Raw genomic sequence first — 20,777 nt, 5'->3', positions numbered from 1 at the left:
CATCGAGGCAGGGTAGCCCAGGGCGCGACAAATCGCACCAGATGTTTCGCTCAGTCGGCCCTGGTAATGCCGTGTTTGCGCAGTTTTCGATACAAGGTATTGCGGCTGATGCCCAAGTGCTCGGCGACACGGGTGAGGTGCCAGTGTTTTGCCTGCAAGGTCGCCAGCAGTGCATGACGCTCGGCATCCTCCAACGCAGCTGGCCCTATCGCCGGCAAGCCGGCTCCCACAGGGTTTGCACAGGGCTTGAAGCCAGTGCCGTCAAGGTGGGAGCTGGCTTGCCGGCGATCGAGGGCGCAGCCCTCGCGAACAATGGCGGGGAGATCAGGGAACATGATCCGGGAGTCTTCGCAAAGTGCCACCAGGGTACGCAGCACGTTGCGCATCTGCCGCACGTTGCCCGGCCAGGCGAAGTCGAGCAGTGCCTGGCGCGCCCTCGGCTCGATATCGATCGGTTCTCCCTGTGCCTCCTGACGCAGCAGAAAGTCCAGCAACTGTGCCTTGTCACTGCGCTCGCGCACCGCCGGCAATGCTACCTCCAGGCCATTGAGGCGGTAATACAGGTCCTCGCGGAAACTACCCTGCTCCACCCGTTCCAGCAGGTCACGGTGGGTAGCGCTGACGATGCGCACGTCAACCGCCTGCGGCTCGCCACCAATCGGCACCACCTGGCGTTCCTCCAGCACGCGCAGCAGGCGGGTTTGCAGGGCCAGTGGCATGTCGCCAATCTCGTCCAGCAGCAAGGTGCCGCCGTCGGCCTGCAGCAGCTTGCCGCGCATGCCCTCCTTGCGCGCACCGGTAAAGCTGCCGCCGCGGTAGCCGAACAGTTCGCTCTCGATCAGGCTCTCCGGTATCGAGGCACAGTTGATGGCGACGAACGGCTTGCCGCGCCGCTCGCTGGCCTGGTGCACGGCCTGGGCAAAGGCCTCCTTGCCGCAGCCGGTCTCGCCGCGCAGCAGCAGCGGCACATCGCGCTCGAACACCCGCACGCTGCGGCGGAAGTCGTTCTGCAAGGCCGGGTCGAGCAGGCAGACAAGCGGCTCCACTTCCCGCGCGGGTCGCGGCTGGGCAGCCGGCACCGACCACACCGGGGCGCGCGCCTGGCCACGCAGGCTGGCGAACACCTGGCGCCCGTCCAGGGTATGCAGCGGCCAGGCCGTGCTGCCGCCGGGCGTGGCGCGGCTGAACAGTTCGTCGTGGCTGCAAGCGAAAAAGCGTTCCAGCGGTTTGCCTAGCACGCCACCACGCACCGTGCCCAGCAGGTTCAGCGCGCTCTGGTTCGCGGCGCAGATGCGCCCGTCACCGTCGAACGCCAGCAGGCCTTCGCTGAACAGGCCGACCGACTCGGCCTGCAGGTGAAAACGCAGCAGCCATTGCTGTTCGAAATGGCGCAGGAAGTAGCAGCTTTCGATCATCTTCGCCGACAGGTTGACCAGGGCCATGGTGTGGAACTGGCTCTGCCGGGAAACGTCGGGCCGTGCCGAAGACACATCCAGCACTGCCAGCAACTCGCCATGCGGGTCGAACACCGGGCTGGCCGAGCAGGTCAGGCCGGTGTGGCGACCACGGAAGTGCTCGTTCTGGTGAATGGTCAGCGCCTGGCGCTCGACCAGGCAAGTGCCAATGCCGTTGGTGCCCTCGCGCGCCTCGCTCCAGTCAGCGCCCAGCCACAGCCCGGCACGCTCGAAGCTGCGCCGCTCGGTCGGCGCGCTGACACAATTGAGGATCACCCCCCGGGCATCGGTCAGCAGCACCGCATGGCCGGCCCCGGAAAGCTGCTGGTGCAGGCTGTTCATTTCATGGTCGGCAATCTGCAGCACCTGGCGCAGGCGCTCGCGGCTTTCCAGCAGGCGCCCATGCTCGAGCACCACCGGGGCCTCGATCACCGACGGGTCGAGGTGGTAGTCCTCCAGGCAGCGCAGCCAGGAGCGGGCGATGGACGGGTCACTGCCGCCCTCCCCGGCGCCACCATGGGCGACGGTATGGACTTGCTGGGCATGGCGACTGAAATGATTGCTCTGCATTGTTGTAGTTCTCCGCAGATAGAGAGTCCCGCCAGCATCCTCCACCCGGGAGGGCTTTGCAATGCACCCTCCGGTTACGTGTCGCAAATGGCACAAAGTGTCACCCCCGCGCGTACCGGCGCTGGCACAGCGACGGTGGGCCAGGCCCCGGCAACCGAGCCAAGTCATTGATTTGCCTGGTGCTCGCAACGCTGGCCCAACCTTTGCTCTACGCTTTCCAACTCCCTAACAAACACAATAGCCAGGAGACACCCCATGCGTTACGCACATCCCGGTACCGAAGGCGCGAAGGTTTCCTTCAAGAGCCGCTACGGCAACTACATCGGTGGTGAGTTCGTTCCTCCGGTAAAGGGGCAGTACTTCGAAAATACCTCCCCGGTGAATGGCAAGCTGATCGCTGAATTCCCTCGCTCCACTGCCGAAGACATCGATAAAGCCCTGGATGCCGCCCACGCTGCGGCCGATGCCTGGGGCCGCACTTCAGTGCAGGACCGCTCCAACGTTCTGCTGAAGATCGCCGACCGTATCGAGCAGAACCTCGAACTGCTGGCCATTACCGAAACCTGGGACAACGGCAAGCCGATCCGCGAAACCCTCAATGCCGACATTCCGCTGGCGGTCGACCACTTCCGTTACTTCGCCGGCTGCATCCGCGCCCAGGAAGGCGGCGCCGCGGAAATCAACGAAGGCACCGTGGCCTATCACATCCACGAGCCGCTGGGCGTGGTCGGGCAGATCATCCCGTGGAACTTCCCGATCCTGATGGCCGCCTGGAAGCTCGCCCCGGCACTGGCCGCAGGCAACTGCGTGGTGCTCAAGCCGGCCGAACAGACCCCGCTGGGCATCACCGTGCTGCTGGAGGTGATCGGTGACCTGCTGCCAAAAGGCGTGCTCAACGTGGTGCAAGGCTATGGCCGCGAAGCCGGTGAAGCACTGGCCACCAGCAAGCGCATCGCCAAGATCGCCTTCACCGGCTCGACCCCGGTCGGCTCGCACATCATGAAATGCGCCGCCGAGAACATCATCCCTTCAACCGTCGAACTGGGCGGCAAATCGCCGAACGTGTATTTCGAAGACATCATGCAAGCCGAGCCAAGCTTCATCGAGAAGGCGGCAGAAGGCATGGTGCTGGCGTTCTTCAACCAGGGCGAGGTATGCACCTGCCCTTCCCGGGCACTGGTACAGGAGTCGATCTACCCGCAGTTCATGGAAGTGGTGATGAAGAAGGTGCTGCAGATCAAGCGCGGCGACCCGCTGGACACCGACACCATGGTCGGCGCCCAGGCCTCGCAACAGCAGTTCGAGAAGATCCTGTCGTACCTCGACATCGCCCAGAAAGAAGGCGCCGAGCTGCTGACTGGCGGCAAGGTCGAGAAACTGGAAGGCTCGCTGGCCACCGGTTACTACATCCAGCCGACCCTGCTCAAGGGCAACAACAAGATGCGCGTGTTCCAGGAAGAAATTTTCGGCCCGGTGGTCAGCGTCACCACCTTCAAGGACGAAGCCGAAGCCCTGGCAATCGCCAACGACACCGAGTTCGGCCTGGGTGCCGGCGTGTGGACGCGCGACATCAACCGTGCCTACCGCATGGGCCGGGGGATCAAGGCCGGGCGCGTGTGGACCAACTGCTACCACCTGTACCCGGCGCATGCCGCGTTCGGTGGCTACAAGAAGTCGGGGGTCGGGCGTGAGACGCACAAGATGATGCTCGACCACTATCAGCAGACCAAGAACCTGCTGGTGAGCTACGACATCAATCCGTTGGGCTTCTTCTAAACCGCGTCGCCTTCTTCGCGGGTAAACCCGCTCCCACAGGTACTGCGCCTGCTTAAGGTGCTGTACACCCCCTGTGGGAGCGGGTTCACCCGCGAAGAGGCCAGGCCTGCTTACACAAAACCCAGAGCGGCAACCGTGCACCAACCGCTCTGGCTCGCTTCCTGCAGTAACCATCACCATCGGCCCGGAACCCGTCCGGCCACCAAGAAAAACAACAGGTGAATCTATGCCAAGCGATCACTCCGCCGGCTCGCCGGCAGGCTCTTCCGTCGACTTCGAAAAGGTCGGCTCGGACTATTTCCAGCAACGTGAACTGAAAAAAGGCGCCGCCGGCTGGGTCCTGCTGGTCGGCCTGGGCGTGGCCTACGTCATCTCTGGCGACTATGCCGGCTGGAACTTCGGCCTGGCCCAGGGCGGATGGGGCGGCATGTTCCTCGCCACGCTGCTGATGGCCACCATGTACCTGTGCATGTGCTTCTCGCTGGCCGAGCTGTCGTCGATGATCCCCACCGCAGGCGGCGGTTACGGCTTTGCCCGCAGCGCCTTCGGCCCTTGGGGCGGCTTCCTCACCGGGACGGCGATCCTCATCGAATACGCCATCGCCCCCGCCGCCATCGCAGTGTTCATCGGTGCCTACTGCCAGTCACTGTTCGGCATCGGCGGCTGGATGATCTACCTGGCGTTCTACATCGTGTTCATCGGCATCCACATCTTTGGCGTGGGAGAGGCGTTGAAGCTGATGTTCATCATCACCGCCATCGCCGCCATCGCCCTGGCCGTGTTCCTGGTGAGCATGGTGCCCCATTTTGATGCAGCCAACCTGTTCGACATCGCCAAAACGGACGCCGTGGGCGCCAGCAGCTTCCTGCCGTTCGGCTATGTCGGCGTGTGGGCGGCCATCCCCTACGCCATCTGGTTCTTCCTCGCCGTCGAGGGCGTGCCGCTGGCTGCCGAAGAGACCAAGAACCCCAAGCGTGACCTGCCACGCGGCCTGATCGGCGCCATGCTGGTGCTGCTGGCCTTCGCCCTGCTGATCCTGGTGGTCGGCCCTGGCGGCGCAGGCTCCGAAGCACTGAAAGCGTCCGGCAACCCACTGGTGGAAGCCTTGTCCAAGGCCTACGGCGGTAGCACCTGGATGGGCGGCTTCGTCAACCTGGTCGGCCTGGCCGGGCTGATCGCCAGCTTCTTCTCGATCATCTACGCCTACTCCCGGCAAATCTTCGCCCTGTCCCGCGCCGGTTACCTGCCGCGCAAACTGTCGGAAACCAACAAGAGCAAGGCCCCGGTACTGGCCCTGGTCATCCCCGGGATCATCGGCTTTGCCCTGTCGCTGACCGGCCAGGGTGACCTGCTGATCCTTGTGGCGGTGTTCGGCGCTACCCTGTCCTACGTGCTGATGATGGCCGCGCACATCACCCTGCGCATCCGCCGACCGAAGATGGAGCGCCCATACCGTACCCCCGGTGGCATCTTCACTTCGGGCCTGGCCCTGGTACTGGCTTGCATCGCTGTGGTCGCCGGTTTCCTGGTCGACCCAAGGGTGGTGATTGGCGCCGCAGTGATCTATGCGGTATTAATTGCCTACTTTGCTTTCTACAGCCGCCACCACTTGGTCGCGGGCACACCGGAAGAGGAATTCGCCGCGATCCAGAAGGCCGAAGAGGCCTTGCACTGATCGCCGCCACCCGCCGCGGGGCAACCCGCGGCTCTGGAGAGTCTGTATGGCAAGTTTCGTACACACGGTCGGCCATCTGGTCTACCGCTTCGACAGCCTCAAGGAAGTGATGGCCAAGGCCAGCCCCGCCCGCTCGGGGGACTACCTGGCGGGCGTGGCGGCCAGCAACGACGGCGAACGCGTCGCCGCGCAGATGGCCCTGGCCAATATCCCGCTGTCCCATTTTCTCAACGAAGCGCTGATTCCTTACGAAGAGGATGAAGTCACCCGCCTGATCCTCGACACTCACGATGCCCAGGCCTTCGCCCCGGTCAGCCACCTGACCGTAGGTGGCCTGCGCGACTGGCTGCTGAGCGAAGAGGCCGACGAGGCCAGCCTGCGCAGCCTGGCGCCCGGGCTGACGCCGGAAATGGCCGCAGCGGTGTCGAAGATCATGCGCGTGCAGGACCTGGTGCTGGTGGCACAAAAGATTCGCGTGGTCACCCGGTTCCGCGGCACCATGGGCCTGCGCGGGCGCCTGTCGACCCGGCTGCAGCCCAACCACCCGACCGACGAGCCGGCCGGCATCGCCGCCAGCATTCTCGACGGCCTGCTGTACGGCAACGGCGATGCCATGATCGGCATCAACCCGGCCACCGACAGCATCGCTTCGATCTGCGCCTTGCTGGAAATGCTCGACGCCATCATCCAGCGCTACGACATCCCCACCCAGGCCTGCGTGCTGACCCATGTCACCACCTCGATCGAGGCGATCAACCGTGGCGTGCCACTGGACCTGGTGTTCCAGTCCATCGCCGGCACCGAAGCGGCCAACGCCGGGTTCGGCATCAACCTGAACGTGCTGCAGGAAGGCTACGAAGCGGGCCTGTCGCTGCAACGCGGCAGCCTCGGGCAAAACCTGATGTACTTCGAAACCGGCCAGGGCAGCGCCCTGTCGGCCAACGCCCACCACGGCGTCGACCAGCAGACCTGTGAAACCCGCGCCTATGCCGTGGCCCGCCACTTCAAGCCGTTCCTGGTCAACACGGTGGTAGGTTTCATCGGCCCGGAGTACCTGTACAACGGCAAGCAGATCATCCGCGCCGGCCTCGAAGACCACTTCTGCGGCAAGCTGCTGGGCGTGCCGATGGGTTGCGACATCTGCTACACCAACCACGCCGAAGCCGACCAGGACGACATGGACACCCTGCTGACCCTGCTGGGCGTGGCCGGGATCAACTTCATCATGGGCATCCCCGGCTCCGACGACATCATGCTCAACTACCAGACCACCTCCTTCCACGACGCGCTGTACGCACGTCAGACCCTGGGCCTGAAGCCCGGGCCGGAATTCGAGGCATGGCTGGCCCGCACCGGCATCTTCACCCAGGCCGATGGCCGGGTGCGCTTTGGTGACAACCTGCCGCCGGCCTTCCGCCAGGCCTTGGCACAGCTTGCATAGGGATGACCATGGACCACCGCACGCCTACCCCCGACAACCCTTGGCTGGCCCTGCGCAACCTGACCCCGGCACGCATCGCCCTGGGCCGCACCGGCACCAGCCTTCCGACCGGGGCGCAACTGGACTTCCAGTTCGCCCATGCCCAGGCTCGCGACGCCGTGCACCTGGCCTTCGACCATGCTGGCCTGGCTACCCAGCTGAGTGACCGCGGGCGCGAAAGCCTGGTGTTGCACAGCGCCGCCAGCGACCGCAACCAGTACCTGCAACGCCCGGACCTGGGGCGACGGCTGAACGAAGATTCGGTTGCTGCGCTGCGCCAGCACGCCCAAGCCAACCCCGGCGGAGTCGACCTGGCCATCGTCGTCGCTGACGGCCTCTCGGCACTGGCCGTGCACCGTCACACCCTGCCCTTCCTGGCGCGCTTCGAGGAACAGGCCGCCGCCGACGGCTGGACCAGCGCCCCGGTGGTGCTGGTGCAGCAGGGCCGCGTGGCAGTGGCTGACGAGGTCGGTGAACTGCTGGGCGCACGGATGACAGTGATGCTGATCGGCGAACGCCCGGGGCTCAGTTCGCCCGACAGCCTTGGCCTGTATTTCACCTATGCACCGAAGGTCGGCCTGACCGATGCCTATCGCAACTGCATTTCCAATATCCGCCTGGAGGGGCTGAGCTATGGCATGGCGGCGCACCGCTTGCTGTACTTGATGCGCGAAGCCTGCCGGCGCCAGCTATCCGGGGTGAATCTGAAGGACGAAGCCGAGGTCCATAGCCTGGAGAGTGAACACAGCACCGGCCAGAAAGGTAACTTCCTGCTCGGCAAAGGGTAAAAAACATGTCACGGAAGGCGGATTGCACTCGCATCGCGCATTGGGCAGCATGCCCTTGAAAGCTGCAGGCAATCCGCTGTTTCCCCCTAATGGACTCTGAGGGCCGCACATGCGCATCATCAAGGCAACCCTGGAACACCTCGACCTGCTCACGCCGATGTTCGTCAAATACCGTGAGTTCTATGGGCAGCTACCCTACCCCGACAGCTCGCGCAGCTTCCTGGAAAAGCGCCTGAAGCGGGATGAGTCGGTGATCTACCTGGCGCTACCCGATGATGATGACGGCAAACTGCTGGGCTTCTGCCAGCTGTACCCGAGTTACTCGTCGCTGTCGCTGAAGCGGGTATGGATTCTCAACGATATCTATGTGGCCGAGGATTCGCGGCGCATGCTGGTGGCCGACCACCTGATGCGCGAGGCGAAGAAAATGGCCAAGGAAACCAACGCCGTGCGCATGCGGGTGTCGACCAGCGCGGACAATGAAGTAGCGCACAAGACTTACGAATCCATCGGGTTTCGTGAGGATAACGAGTTCAAGAGCTACATCCTGCCGATCAGCCAGGATTGACCTGTGCTGGCCTCTTCGCGGGTAAACCCGCTCCCACAGTGATAGCAACGCATCTGAAATCGGTGCTGTACCTGTGGGAGCGGGTTCACCCGCGAAGAGGCCGGCACAGGAATACCCCTCCCGTAACCCCCCGCTACAAACTCCCCGGGCATGTTCCTGACTTAGCCGTATAATGGCCCACCTGTCATGTGTGAAAATTTACCCATCGCCAGGTAACCGAGCCTACGCCCAAGAACACAGGTGCTGTACATGGATTTCAACCCGCTGGACCTTATCCTGCATCTCGATGCCTACCTCGATCTGCTGGTCACCAACTACGGTCCCTGGATCTACGCCATCCTCTTCACCGTGATCTTCTGTGAAACCGGGCTGGTGGTCATGCCCTTCCTGCCCGGCGATTCGCTGCTGTTCATTGCCGGCGCCGTAGCCGCCGGTGGCGGCATGGACCCGTTGCTGCTGGCCGGCCTGCTGATGGCCGCCGCAATCCTCGGCGACAGCACCAACTACGTGATCGGCCGCACGGCCGGCGAGCGGTTGTTCAACAACCCCAACTCGAAGATCTTCCGTCGCGATTACCTGCAACGTACCCACGACTTCTATGAACGCCACGGCGGCAAGACCGTGACCATGGCGCGCTTCCTGCCCATCCTGCGCACCTTTGCACCCTTCGTCGCCGGCATCGCCCACATGCACTACCCGCGCTTCCTCGGCTTCAGCGTCGCCGGTTCGCTGCTGTGGGTCGGCGGCCTGGTGACCCTGGGCTACTTCTTCGGCAACGTGCCGTTCATCAAGCAGCACCTGTCGCTGATGGTGGTGGGGATCATCATCCTGTCGCTGGTGCCGATGATCCTCGGCCTGCTGCGTGGCCGCCTGGGCCGCACGGCCAAGGCGCACTGAAACCTGCCGATGTGGTCGTTCAGCGCCTGGCGGCGCAAGCGCACCCTGGCGCGCTACCCCATCGCCCCCCAGCAATGGCAGGCCGTGCGCGAGCGCCTGCCGATGCTGGACGGCATCACCGACGAAGAGGACCGCTGGCTGCGTGAAGCCTGCATCCTGTTCCTGCTCGACAAGCACCTCACCTGCCTGCCCGGCGTCGACCCGGACGACGAGCAGCGCCTGGTGCTGGCCGCCCAGGCGCAGTTGCCGCTGCTGCACCTGGGCGAGCTGAACTGGTACCAGGGTTTCCACGAAATCATCCTCTACCCCGACGACTTCAAGAGCCCCCAGCGCCACCGCGATGCCAGTGGCGTGGAGCACGTATGGGACGGCGAGCACAGCGGCGAGGCCTGGCAGCAGGGCCCGATCATCCTTGCCTGGAACGGCGTGCTGGCCAGTGGCGGCTGGGAAGCCTACAACCTGGTCATCCATGAACTGGCGCACAAGCTCGACATGCTCAATGGCGACGCCAACGGCCTGCCGCCGCTGCACAGCGGCATGCCTGTGGATGAATGGGCAACCGCCATGCAACAGGCCTATGACGACCTCAACCGCCAGCTGGACGCCAACCCCGACGCCGAAACCGCCATCGACCCGTATGCTGCGGAGAACCCCGCGGAGTTCTTTGCCGTAACCAGCGAGTACTTCTTTAGTGCTCCCGACCTGCTGCAACAGGCTTATCCACAGGTCTACCGCCAGTTGTCGCTGTTCTACCACCAGGACCCGCTGGCGCGCCTGTGCCGGCTGCAGGCCGAACACCCGCAATACCGCGAAAGCCACGCCTGACGGGGCCGCACATCAGGCCAGGCGTGGCATGCCCATGCAGAATGTGCCTATAATCGCCGCCACTTTTTTGGTCAAACACGGGGGCACTGCCCAATGAGCTACAGCAAGATTCCGGCGGGCAAAGACCTGCCGAACGACATCTACGTCGCCATCGAGATCCCGGCCAACCACGCGCCGATCAAATACGAGATCGACAAGGACAGCGATACCCTGTTCGTCGACCGTTTCATGGCTACCCCGATGTTCTACCCAGCCAACTACGGCTTCATCCCGAACACCCTGGCCGATGACGGTGATCCGCTGGACGTGCTGGTCGTTACCCCTTACCCGGTAGCCCCAGGTTCGGTTATCCGCGCCCGTCCGGTCGGCGTACTGAACATGACCGACGACGGCGGCGGCGACGCCAAGGTCATCGCTGTTCCTCACGACAAGCTGTCGCAGCTGTACGTCGACGTGAAGGAATACACCGACCTGCCAGCCCTGCTGATCCAGCAGATCGAACACTTCTTTGCCAACTACAAAGATCTCGAGAAGGGCAAGTGGGTCAAGATCGAAGGCTGGGAAGGCGCTGATGCCGCCCGTGCCGCGATCACCAAATCGGTTGCCGCCTACAAGGGCTGATACCGGTTGCATGAAGAACCCCGCCTTGGCGGGGTTTTTTATGCCTGATGGATGGTTGGCTTCGCCACCCGTTGTAAAGACGGATTGTGGGGGCGCCCGCTCTCATAGAACTACACATAACTCATTGAATTAGCAGGGACACTGTGGGAGCGGCTTTAGCCGCGAACACCGGCGAAGCCGGTGCCATGCACCGCGTTGGGTTCTTCGCGGCTGAAGCCGCTCCCACAGGTACGCAGACCGCTTGCGAATTCAGTTCTCTGTGCGACAGCGCAGCCCAAAGGGCTGGGTGATCTCACACAGGAACCGCGCACTTGCTTGGGGGAGTAAAAAATCCTACGCAGTCCTACTCCAGCGCCCTACAAACAGGCCCTTTTCACACAAGCCCCGTCAACATCCGGTTCATATCCTTGCTGGCACACCGCCGCTACACTCGCCGCCATGAACACATCTGGCGACCGACTCAAAGCCCTCCTCCACGAATGTGGCCTGACCCCTTCCGATTTCGCCGCCCAGCGCCGCGTTACTCCCCAGCACGTCAACAACTGGTTCAAGCGCGGCGTACCCCTGGCCCGGCTGGACGAAATGGCCGACTTGTTCTGCGTGCATCGCCGCTGGTTGCGCACCGGCGAAGGCCCCAAACACCACAGCCCGATCCTGCGCAACAGCCCGCCAGGGCCGCCGCCCGCCAACCCACACACGCCGCTGTCGGCGCAAGGCGGCCGGGCACGCAAGGTGCCGTTTTACGAAATGCACAACGGCCTGCTGTCGCCCGTGGTCGGCAAACACCTGTGCCTGCCCGCAAAATCCCTGAAAGGGTTGGGTGTGCAGGCCTGTAACGCCATATGCCTGGCCATGCCCGCCAGCAACATGACCCCGCTGATTCCGCTCCAGGCCATCCTCGCCGTCGACCTGGGCATGACCCAGGTGGTCGAGGGCGAAACCTATGCCCTGTTGCACAACGGTGTGCTGAGGGTGAACAACCTCAGCCTCGGCCAGCACGACACGCTGTACCTGCACAGCCATGATCGGCGCAACTACGCGGTCGAACGTTACACCGCCGCCCAGCGCCAGACACAGGGGCTGAAAATCCTGGGCTGGGTGTTCCACTGGTCACATTTCCGCCAGCAACGGCCTGGCTGAAACAACCTGTGCCATTTTTTGCTGGGCATCCTGCGCGCGCCCTTGTATGCTACGCCGCACATTCAGCCCCGGCCGGCGCAAGCCGCGTTCCAGAGGGCTCGGCGATATCCCACACGGGCATCTGCCATCTCTTTCAGGCCCTTGATGGCCACACAGTTAAGGCGATTGCGGCTTACCATAAATTAGTCGGAAGCGTCCCCGAGAAGCCGGCCACAAGCCGGCTTTTTAATGCCCGCCATTCTCATCCCCTGAAACTTTCTGCAGCCTTCCCATGGCCGGAAATCGCCGCTGCGTGAGCGAAAAAAATCTCATTCGCCATTTATATGACACTAGACTAACGATCATCCGTAAATCGTCGGATAAATGACGTTTCGCATGGTGCTTTCACCCTCCTGGATCTAGGCTCAAGCCATATGGGAGGAGGTGTAGTCCATGCGCAAATTATTGATTGGCTCGTCGATCCTGGCTTGTCTCGTGGTGTTGGGCGGCTGGTTGAGTCGACCGCAGCCGTTACCGGTCAGGCTGCTGGGAGTTGAGCGAGGGCCGGTGGAGACGGTGGTAGCCAACACGCGCGCGGGTACGCTGAAGTCCTGTCGACGCTCGCACCTGTCCTTCAATGTCGGAGGTCAGGTTGCCGAGTTGCTGGTCAGCGAGGGCCAACGGGTCCAGCCGGATCAGGTGCTCATGCGCCTGCGGCAGGACGAGCAACAAGCCAGGCTACAGGAGGCCGAAGCGCGGCTGGAGGCCCAGCGCAACACCCGCGAACAGCGCTGCCAGCAAGCTCTTCTGGACCGGCGCGACCTTGATCGCCTGGGCCAGTTGGCCGACCGCAAGTTGATTGCCGCCGATCGCCTCGACCAGGCCGCAACCAAGGCCAACCTGGCGAAGCTGATGTGCAGTGCCAGTGCCGTGCTGATCCGCGAGGCCGACGCCAGCCTGCAGTTGCAGCGTTCGCTGCTGGAACAGACGACCCTGCGTGCGCCATTCGCCGGCATCGTCGCAGAAATCAACGGCGAGCTCGGCGAGTTCGTCACCCCTTCACCGCCGGGTATTCCCACGCCGCCGGCAGTCGACCTGATCGACGACAGCTGCCTGTATGTAGAGGCACCGATCGATGAGGTGGACGCTGCCCGCGTTCACCCCGGCACAGCCGTACGGATCAGCCTGGATGCCTTCCGTGGCCAGCATTTCACCGGCCGCGTCAGCCGCATCGCGCCCTATGTGCGCGAACTGGAGAAGCAGGCGCGCACCGTCGATGTCGAGGTGCGCTTCGACAAGCCGCCGGCAGACCTGGCCCTGCTGACCGGCTATAGCGCCGATGTCGAGATCCTTCTGGAGCAGCACGCAGGGGCCCTGCGCATCCCCACCGAGACCCTGCTGGAGGGGCAGCGTGTGCTGCGTTATGACCCGAGCGCCCGGGTGTTGCGCGAGGTGCAGGTGCAAACCGGGCTGAGCAACTGGCGCTGGACCGAGGTGCTCGCAGGGCTGGACGAGGACGCACGCATAGTCGCCAGCCACGAGCAGGAAGGGCTCAAGGATACTGTGGCGGTGATCCCGGTGGATGCTGCGGAGACCGAGAAATGATCTGCCTGCGCGGCGGCAGCCGCAGCTTCCAGCTGGGCGAACAGCAGGTGATGGGCCTGGACGGCCTGGACCTGGACATCGCCGCTGGCGACTACATGGCGGTGATGGGCCCGTCGGGCTCAGGCAAGTCGACCTTGCTGAACATCCTCGGCCTGCTCGACGCGCCGAGCGCCGGCGAATACTGGCTGCAAGGCGAGGCCACTGCGGCGCTGAGCGAGGCGCGCCGCGCCCAGTTGCGCAGCCGGCTGATAGGTTTCGTGTTCCAGTCCTACCACCTGATCGCACGGCTGACGGTGCTGGAAAACATCGAGCTGCCGATGGTTCTCGCCGGCATCGGTGCGGCACAACGGCGCAAGCGCAGCAGCCAGTTGGTGGCACGCCTGGGGCTGGGCGAGCGCATTGCCCATCGCCCGGCCGAGCTGTCCGGTGGCCAGCGCCAGCGCGTCGCGATCGCCCGGGCGATGGCCATGCAACCGGCGCTGCTGTTGGCCGACGAGCCCACCGGCAATCTCGATAGCCAGGCCGGCGCAGAGGTTTTCAGCCTGCTGGAAGAGCTCAATGGCGAGGGCCTGACCCTTATAGTGGTGACCCACGACGCCAGCCTGGGCGCCCGCGCACAGCGCCAGCTACACATGCGTGACGGGCGCATCCACAGTATTGCGCCGCAGCGGGCGCTGGCCTGATGCGCGCTGCCGATGCCCTGGGCTTCTGGCTCGGCGCCTTGCGTGGGCATCGCTCGCGCAGCCTGATGCTACTGCTGGCCATCGCTATCGGGGTGGTCGCGGTCAACCTTCTCACCGGTCTCGGCGCGGGGGCACGGGCCTTCGTCCTGAACGAGTTCTCGCTGCTCGGGCGCGACATACTCATTGTTTTCCCGGGGCGCAAGGAAACCACGGGGCGAATGCCGCCGCTCACCGGGCTGACGCCGCACGAGTTGACCTTGCAGGATGTCCAGGCCATCACCCGGTTGCCGGGCATACGCCGGGTCGCGCCGCAGCAGGCCGGGCAGCTGGAGGTGATAGTCGGCAACCGCAACCGTGAGGTACTGGCTCTGGGCACCACCCGGGACTTCTTCGCCATTCGTCAATTGACGGTCGTCCAGGGCCAACCCCTGCCGACGCTGGACCCGGGGCAGGCCGAAGCCGTCTGTGTGATCGGCGGCAAACTCCGACGCGAACTGTTCGGGGCTCGCCCGGCCTTGGGTGAATGGTTGCGCGCCGGTGACCGGCGCTTCCGGGTGGTTGGCATTCTCGGTGAGCGGGGCGAATCGCTGGGGATGGATTTCGCCGAAATGGTGATCATCCCGGTGGCCAGTGCCCAGGCCTTGTTCAATAGCGAGGGGTTGTCGCGGGTGTTTGTCGAAGTGCATGGTCCGAGCTTTCTCGACCGTAGCAAGCGGCTGATACTCGCCGCGCTCAAGGAGCGCCACGAGGGTGAGGAGGACATTACCCTGGTCAGCCAGGACAGCCTGCTCAGCGCCTTCGACCAGATACTCGCGGTGCTGACCCTGGCGGTAGCCGGCATCGCCGCGATCAGCCTGCTGGTGGCTGGCATCCTGATCATGAACGTGACCTGGATTGCAGTGAGCCAGCGCAGCGCCGAGATCGGCCTGCTCAAAGCCATAGGCGTGACGGCGGCGCAACTGCGCCTGCTGTTCCTTGGCGAGGCAGCGCTGCTGGCCCTGACAGGGGCGCTGGCAGGGCTGCTGCTGGCCGAAACCTTGCTCTGGCTGGGGCGCCTGGCGTTCGATCTGCCGCTCTATGCCCCCTGGTGGGCGCGGGCGGGTGCCGTGCTGCTGGCACTCGGCACGGCGCTGCTGTTCGCCTGGCTGCCGGCCGCTCGGGCCTCGGCACTGGAGCCGGTGGCAGCGCTACGCCCACCGGGGGCGCACTGATGCGCTGGCAAGATGGTTTGCGGCTGACCAGCTCGGCGCTGACCTGCCGCCCGCTGCGCAGCCTGCTGACCCTGCTCGGGGTAGCGATCGGCATAGCCGCCGTGGCGCTGCTCACGGCCATAGGCGAAGGCGTGCGCGGCTATGTGCTGGAGAACTTCTCGCAGTTTGGCACGCGGATCATCACCGTGCGCCCGGGCAAGACCCAGACCAGCGGCCTCGGCGGCCTGCTTGGCAGCGTGCGGCCACTGACCATCAGTGACACCGACGCCCTGCGGCGCTTGCCGCATGTCGAGGCGGCGGTGCCGATCATTCAGGGCAGCGGGAATATCCAGTTCGGTCAACTGAGCCGGCGCAGCGACATTCTCGGTGGCGGCCATCAGATGGCGCAGGCCTGGCGCATGCAACTGAGCCTGGGCGAGTTCCTGCCCCCGGCGCGTGACGGCCGTTCGCCGCCCTATGTGGTGCTCGGCCATCAGCTGCGTACCGAGCTGTTCGGGGCGCGCAACCCGCTGGGTGAGCTGATCCGTGTCGGCGGCGTGCGTTTCCGGGTGATCGGCGTGATGGCGGAGAAAGGCCAGTTGCTCGGCTTCAACCTCGACGATGTCGCCTACATCCCGGTTGACTGGGCGCAAAGCCTGTTCAACCGCACCGGTGTGGTCAAAGCCCATGTGGTGTTTGGCGCAGGTACCACTTCACGGGCGTTGAGCCGGCAGATTCGCGAAGTGCTCGGCGAACGACACGGCGTTGAGGACTTCAGCCTGACCACCCAGGACGACATGCTGCGCAGCTTCAACCGCGTTCTCGGCACCCTGAGCCTGGCCATTGGTGCCTTGGGGGGCATTTCGCTGCTGGTCGGCGCCGTCGGCATTCTCACCATCATGACAACCACTGTGGGCGAGCGCACGGCAGAAATCGGCCTGTTGCGGGCGATTGGCGCCAGCCCGCGGCAGGTACTTGGGTTGTTTCTGGCTGAAGCGACGCTGCTGTCCCTGGCTGGTGGCTTGCTCGGCCTGCTGTTAATGGGCCTGCTGCTGGGGCTACTGCACCTGGCCATGCCGAGCCTGCCCCTGGCGCTGCAACCGCTGTTTCTGCTGCTGGCACTCCTGCTGGCGGCGGTGCTCGGCATTCTCGCCGGCCTGGCCCCGGCCGTGCGGGCGGCCCGCTTGCATCCGGTGGCGGCGCTGCGCATCGAGTAGCGGCCAGGCCAAATAGCCCCTTGATGGGGCTGCTTTGCAGCCCTTCGCGGGCACGCCCGCTCCCACAGAATACATAACCCAAAGATTTCGCAGGGCACTGTGGGAGCGGGTTTATCGAAGCGTCGAACCGCCGCGAACACCGGCAAAGCCGGTGCCATACACCGCATCGCATTCTTCGCGGGTGAACCCGCTCCCACAGGGTGCGCGGCGTGCTTGCTGAACTCGACCCACCGCAAGCTGACAGAAAAGTAATCTGAACCTCAGCCAGCTGACAGCGCAGACCCGCTAGCGTTAAGGAAGATGGTGGGGCTTCTCGCCCCCCGAGCTGGCATTCAACCGCCCGAACAACAGCAACTTTTCGACTGACTGGACGCAACGGCATGCAAAGCAAAACCACCAGACGCTCCTTCGTCAAAGGCCTGGCCGCTACCGGACTGCTTGGCGGGCTGGGCATGTGGCGCGCACCGGTCTGGGCCGTGACCAGCCCCGGCCAACCGAACGTGCTGAGCGGCACCGACTTCGACCTCTACATCGGTGAGCTGCCGGTCAACATTACCGGCGCTGCGCGCACAGCAATGGCAATCAATGGCTCCATTCCCGGGCCCATCCTGCGCTGGCGCGAAGGCGACACCGTCACGCTGCGTGTGCGCAACCGCTTGCAGCAGGACACCTCCATCCACTGGCACGGCATCATCCTGCCGGCGAACATGGACGGCGTGCCGGGCCTGAGCTTCCATGGCATCGCGCCCGACGGCATGTACGAGTACAAGTTCAAGGTCCAGCAGAATGGCACCTACTGGTACCACAGCCACTCCGGTTTCCAGGAGCAGGTCGGGGTGTATGGTGCTCTGGTCATCGATGCGAAAGAGCCTGAGCCGTTCACCTATGACCGCGATTACGTGGTCATGCTCAGCGACTGGACGGATGAAGACCCTGCACGGGTGCTGTCCAAGCTCAAGAAGCAGTCCGACTACTACAACTACCACAAGCGCACGGTGGGTGATTTCGTCAACGATGTGAGCGAGATGGGCTGGTCCGCCGCGGTAGCCGACCGCAAGATGTGGGCCGAGATGAAAATGAGCCCCACCGATCTCGCCGATGTGAGCGGCTACACCTACACCTACCTGATGAACGGCCAGGCCCCGGACGGTAACTGGACGGGGGTGTTCAAGCCGGGCGAGAAAATTCGTCTGCGCTTCATCAACGGCTCGGCAATGACGTATTTCGATGTGCGAATTCCCGGCCTGAAGATGACCGTTGTCGCAGCGGACGGGCAGCATGTCAAACCCGTTGCGGTCGACGAGTTCCGCATCGCCGTCGCCGAAACCTACGATGTCATCGTCGAGCCCGAAAGCGAGCAGGCTTACACCATCTTCGCTCAATCCATGGACCGTACCGGGTATTCCAGGGGCACCCTGGCCGTTCGCGAAGGCTTGCAAGCCCCTGTTCCAGCTGTTGACCCACGGCCGACCATTTCCATGAGCGATATGGGCATGGACCATGGCGGCATGAGCGGCATGGACCACGGCAGCATGGCTGGCATGGATCACGGTGACATGGCCGGCATGGACCATGGCGACATGGCTGGCACCAGCGCGCCCATGCAGAGCCACCCAGCCTCCGAGACGGACAACCCCCTGGTCGACATGCAGACGATGACCCCGACGCCAAAACTGGGCGATCCGGGCATCGGCCTGCGCGACAACGGCCGCCGTGTACTGACCTATGCAGACCTGCGCAGCACCTTCCCGGACCCGGACGGCCGCGCGCCAGGTCGCACAATCGAACTGCACCTCACCGGTCACATGGAAAAGTTCGCCTGGTCGTTTGACGGCATCAAGTTTTCCGATGCCGAGCCTCTGCGCCTCAAGTATGGCGAGCGCCTGCGCATCACCCTGGTCAACGACACCATGATGACTCACCCCATCCACCTACATGGCATGTGGAGCGACCTGGAGGATGAGAACGGCAACTTCATGGTGCGCAAACACACAATCGACATGCCGCCTGGCTCGAAACGAAGCTATCGCGTCACGGCAGACGCCTTGGGGCGTTGGGCCTATCACTGTCACCTGCTGTTCCACATGGAAATGGGCATGTTCCGCGAAGTTCGTGTGGACGAATGAACTGGAGATCCGAGATGAACAAACCAATGAAACGAAGCGCGTTTTTCCTTTCTGCAGTAATGGCGGGCCTGTTCACCGTTTATGCCCCGTCGTCGTGGTCCGGCGACAACAATCAGCAGCCTGCCGATGCCGCAAAAGCCAAGAGCACCCAAGGCATGGACCATGGTGCGATGAAGGGCATGGATCACGGCGCCATGAAAGGGATGGATCACGGCTCGATGAAAGGTATGGACCATGGCGCCATGAAGGGTATGGACCATGGCTCGATGCAAGGCATGGACCACGACAAGATGATGGAATCGCATGGCCGCGACAAAGCTAAGGCAGGGAAAGATGCTCAATAGCCTGGCACGACCATCGCTGCTGGCATTGACCGTGTCGCTCAGCGCGCTGGGTGCCACGCCCAGCTTCGCTGCTGAAGAAATGGACCATTCGATGATGGACCACGGCAAGATGAATCATGGCAGCATGCAGGGCATGGAACATGGCGCCATGGATCATGGAGCTATGGATCATGGAGCTATGGACCATGGCGCTATGGATCACTCGACAATGAACCACGGCTCGGCGGATACGCCGACGACCAGCCGTACCCCGATCCCGGTGCTGACCGATGCCGACCGCCAGGCGGCCTTCCCCCCGCTGGGCGGGCATCATGTGCATGACAGCGCGATCAACAGCTTCTTTCTGCTGGATCAGCTCGAGTACCAGGATGCCGATGAAGGCAGCACGCTGGCCTGGGATGCCTCTGGCTGGATAGGCGGCGATATCAACCGGCTGTGGATCCGCTCCGAAGGCGAACGTACCAACGGTGTCACCGAGGATGCCGAATTGCAGTTGCTGTACGGCCGCTCGATCAGCCCGTGGTGGGATGTGGTTGCCGGGGTGCGCCAGGACCTCAAGCCTGAATCCCCACAGACCTGGGCGGCGTTCGGTATCCAGGGCATGGCGCTTTACGACTTCGAAGCCGAGGCTACCGCGTTCATTGGCGAAAACGGCCAGACTGCCGCCCGCCTGGAAGGCGACTACGACATTCTGCTGACCAACCGCCTGATCCTGCAGCCGACCGCTGAAGCCAATTTCTATGGCAAGAACGACCCGGAGCGCGGTGTGGGCTCGGGCCTTGCCAATACCGAAGTCGGGCTGCGCCTGCGCTACGAAATTGTCCGCCAGTTCGCCCCCTACATCGGCATCACCTGGAACCGCTCCTACGGCAAAACCGCCGATTTCATCCGCGACGAGGGTGGTGATGTGGATGAAGCGCGTTTCGTTGCCGGTATCCGCATGTGGTTTTGAGAACCAGACATGAAAAGAACAATAACAACGCTTGTTGCAGCAGGCGCAGTGGCCAGCGTGGCCGTGCTTGGCGCTGCATACTCCGGCTTGGTCAACGTCGGCGCCGATGATCCCCATTTCCCCGCCGTGCATGCCTTTCTGGCCATGGCACGGGACCGCTCGATCGCCGTGCGGGCCAGGGACATCGAGGTACCAGACCTGAAGGATGAAGCGCTGATTCGTACCGGCGCCGGTAACTACAACGCCATGTGCATCGGTTGCCACCTTGCCCCAGGCGTCGAGAAGACCGAGCTCAGCCAGGCGCTGTATCCATCGCCCCCCAACCTGACCAAAAGCGGGATCGGTGACGACCCCGCTGCGGCGTTCTGGATCATCAAGCACGGCATCAAGGCCTCTGGCATGCCGGCCTGGGGCAAGAGCATGGGCGATGAGTACATCTGGGGCATCGTCGCTTTCCTGGATCAGCTACCCCAGTTGAACGCCCAGCAGTACCAAACGATGGTCGCGGCCAGTGGCGGCCACCAGCATGGTGGTGGCGAAAGTGAAATGCATGACCATGAAGGCCAGCATGGCGACAACATGCCTGGTCACCAGGGTGAGCGGGCCTCGGGCGCAGGCCAGCATGATGAGGGGCATTCAAAGGCGCATACTCATCGCGATGGCAAGCAGCACATGCATAAAAACTGAAGGCAGGATACGTATGCCGACAGGTTTGCAGCGCCTATGAGACCGAGCGCCGCCCGCGCGGCGCTTCGCGGGGCAAGCCCGCTCCCACATTTGTTGCAACGTACCAAACCTGTCAGGCCATGGTTGCCCGCTTTGTTGGACTGGCGATATCTCCCCGTTGGCGCTGCTGCCGCCCCACCGATCTTGAATCTTGCGCCAAG

Annotated in this window: 18 protein-coding genes; 17 read left to right on the top strand and 1 reads right to left on the bottom strand. The window is 63.7% G+C overall.

The window, feature by feature from the left end; translation table 11 throughout:
* Positions 1 to 50: 50 nt before the first annotated feature.
* Positions 51 to 2,024 (bottom strand): sigma-54-dependent Fis family transcriptional regulator, encoded by a 1,974-nt coding sequence (locus J5M58_RS17085; protein ID WP_207878832.1) that lies wholly within the window; start codon positions 2,022 to 2,024, stop codon positions 51 to 53.
* Positions 2,025 to 2,279: 255 nt separating this feature from the next.
* Here J5M58_RS17085 and J5M58_RS17080 point away from each other — a divergent pair, with 255 nt between their 5' ends.
* The 17 genes from J5M58_RS17080 (at position 2,280) to J5M58_RS17000 (ending at position 20,577) form a co-directional block, all read left to right on the top strand.
* Entirely contained in the window at positions 2,280 to 3,800 is a 1,521-nt protein-coding gene (locus tag J5M58_RS17080; RefSeq protein WP_003257045.1) for an aldehyde dehydrogenase family protein, read from the top strand.
* A 226-nt stretch (positions 3,801 to 4,026) separates the two neighbouring features.
* Positions 4,027 to 5,475, top strand: coding sequence for an ethanolamine permease (gene eat / locus J5M58_RS17075; protein ID WP_025337550.1), 1,449 nt, complete (start codon positions 4,027 to 4,029; stop codon positions 5,473 to 5,475).
* A 46-nt stretch (positions 5,476 to 5,521) separates the two neighbouring features.
* Positions 5,522 to 6,916, top strand: coding sequence for an ethanolamine ammonia-lyase subunit EutB (locus J5M58_RS17070; RefSeq protein WP_112254117.1), 1,395 nt, complete (start codon positions 5,522 to 5,524; stop codon positions 6,914 to 6,916).
* Positions 6,917 to 6,924: 8 nt separating this feature from the next.
* Complete coding sequence (gene eutC, locus J5M58_RS17065) at positions 6,925 to 7,743, top strand: ethanolamine ammonia-lyase subunit EutC (RefSeq protein ID WP_025337548.1); 819 nt, start codon at positions 6,925 to 6,927, stop codon at positions 7,741 to 7,743.
* Between the two features lie 109 nt (positions 7,744 to 7,852).
* Positions 7,853 to 8,311, top strand: coding sequence for a GNAT family N-acetyltransferase (locus J5M58_RS17060; protein WP_003257044.1), 459 nt, complete (start codon positions 7,853 to 7,855; stop codon positions 8,309 to 8,311).
* A 249-nt stretch (positions 8,312 to 8,560) separates the two neighbouring features.
* Positions 8,561 to 9,208 carry a DedA family protein gene (locus J5M58_RS17055; protein WP_025337547.1) on the top strand — a complete coding sequence of 216 codons (648 nt, stop codon included), beginning with the start codon at positions 8,561 to 8,563 and terminating at the stop codon, positions 9,206 to 9,208.
* 9 nt (positions 9,209 to 9,217) lie between these two features.
* Positions 9,218 to 10,033 carry a zinc-dependent peptidase gene (locus J5M58_RS17050; protein ID WP_207878830.1) on the top strand — a complete coding sequence of 272 codons (816 nt, stop codon included), beginning with the start codon at positions 9,218 to 9,220 and terminating at the stop codon, positions 10,031 to 10,033.
* A gap of 93 nt (positions 10,034 to 10,126) precedes the next feature.
* Positions 10,127 to 10,654 (top strand): inorganic diphosphatase, encoded by a 528-nt coding sequence (ppa, locus tag J5M58_RS17045; RefSeq protein ID WP_003255365.1) that lies wholly within the window; start codon positions 10,127 to 10,129, stop codon positions 10,652 to 10,654.
* 438 nt (positions 10,655 to 11,092) lie between these two features.
* Positions 11,093 to 11,794, top strand: coding sequence for a helix-turn-helix transcriptional regulator (locus J5M58_RS17040; protein WP_207878828.1), 702 nt, complete (start codon positions 11,093 to 11,095; stop codon positions 11,792 to 11,794).
* A gap of 432 nt (positions 11,795 to 12,226) precedes the next feature.
* Positions 12,227 to 13,378: an efflux RND transporter periplasmic adaptor subunit gene (locus tag J5M58_RS17035; RefSeq protein ID WP_112254114.1), complete on the top strand. Its 1,152-nt coding sequence runs from the start codon at positions 12,227 to 12,229 to the stop codon at positions 13,376 to 13,378.
* Positions 13,375 to 14,061, top strand: a complete 687-nt coding sequence (locus J5M58_RS17030; protein WP_207878826.1) for an ABC transporter ATP-binding protein — start codon at positions 13,375 to 13,377, stop codon at positions 14,059 to 14,061. Before J5M58_RS17035 ends, J5M58_RS17030 begins: the two co-directional genes overlap by 4 nt.
* Positions 14,061 to 15,272 carry an ABC transporter permease gene (locus tag J5M58_RS17025; RefSeq protein WP_112254112.1) on the top strand — a complete coding sequence of 404 codons (1,212 nt, stop codon included), beginning with the start codon at positions 14,061 to 14,063 and terminating at the stop codon, positions 15,270 to 15,272. Before J5M58_RS17030 ends, J5M58_RS17025 begins: the two co-directional genes overlap by 1 nt.
* A complete protein-coding gene (locus tag J5M58_RS17020) occupies positions 15,272 to 16,468 on the top strand; it encodes an ABC transporter permease (RefSeq protein WP_112254111.1) in 1,197 nt (398 codons plus the stop codon). Before J5M58_RS17025 ends, J5M58_RS17020 begins: the two co-directional genes overlap by 1 nt.
* Before the next feature lie 380 nt (positions 16,469 to 16,848).
* The gene (locus J5M58_RS17015) at positions 16,849 to 18,594 is read left to right on the top strand and encodes a copper resistance system multicopper oxidase (RefSeq protein ID WP_112254110.1); all 1,746 of its coding nucleotides are present in this window, start codon (positions 16,849 to 16,851) and stop codon (positions 18,592 to 18,594) included.
* 14 nt (positions 18,595 to 18,608) lie between these two features.
* The gene (locus tag J5M58_RS17010) at positions 18,609 to 18,938 is read left to right on the top strand and encodes a hypothetical protein (RefSeq protein WP_112254167.1); all 330 of its coding nucleotides are present in this window, start codon (positions 18,609 to 18,611) and stop codon (positions 18,936 to 18,938) included.
* Positions 18,928 to 19,890, top strand: coding sequence for a copper resistance protein B (locus J5M58_RS17005; RefSeq protein ID WP_207878824.1), 963 nt, complete (start codon positions 18,928 to 18,930; stop codon positions 19,888 to 19,890). Before J5M58_RS17010 ends, J5M58_RS17005 begins: the two co-directional genes overlap by 11 nt.
* 9 nt (positions 19,891 to 19,899) lie before the next feature.
* Positions 19,900 to 20,577, top strand: coding sequence for a c-type cytochrome (locus tag J5M58_RS17000; protein WP_112254108.1), 678 nt, complete (start codon positions 19,900 to 19,902; stop codon positions 20,575 to 20,577).
* Positions 20,578 to 20,777 lie beyond the last annotated feature (200 nt).

The sequence above is a fragment of the Pseudomonas sp. 32_A genome, from assembly GCF_017490905.1.
Lineage (GTDB): Bacteria > Pseudomonadota > Gammaproteobacteria > Pseudomonadales > Pseudomonadaceae > Aquipseudomonas > Aquipseudomonas inefficax.
Note: the sequence above shows the minus strand (reverse complement) of the source record. Positions and strands in the feature narration are given on the sequence as shown.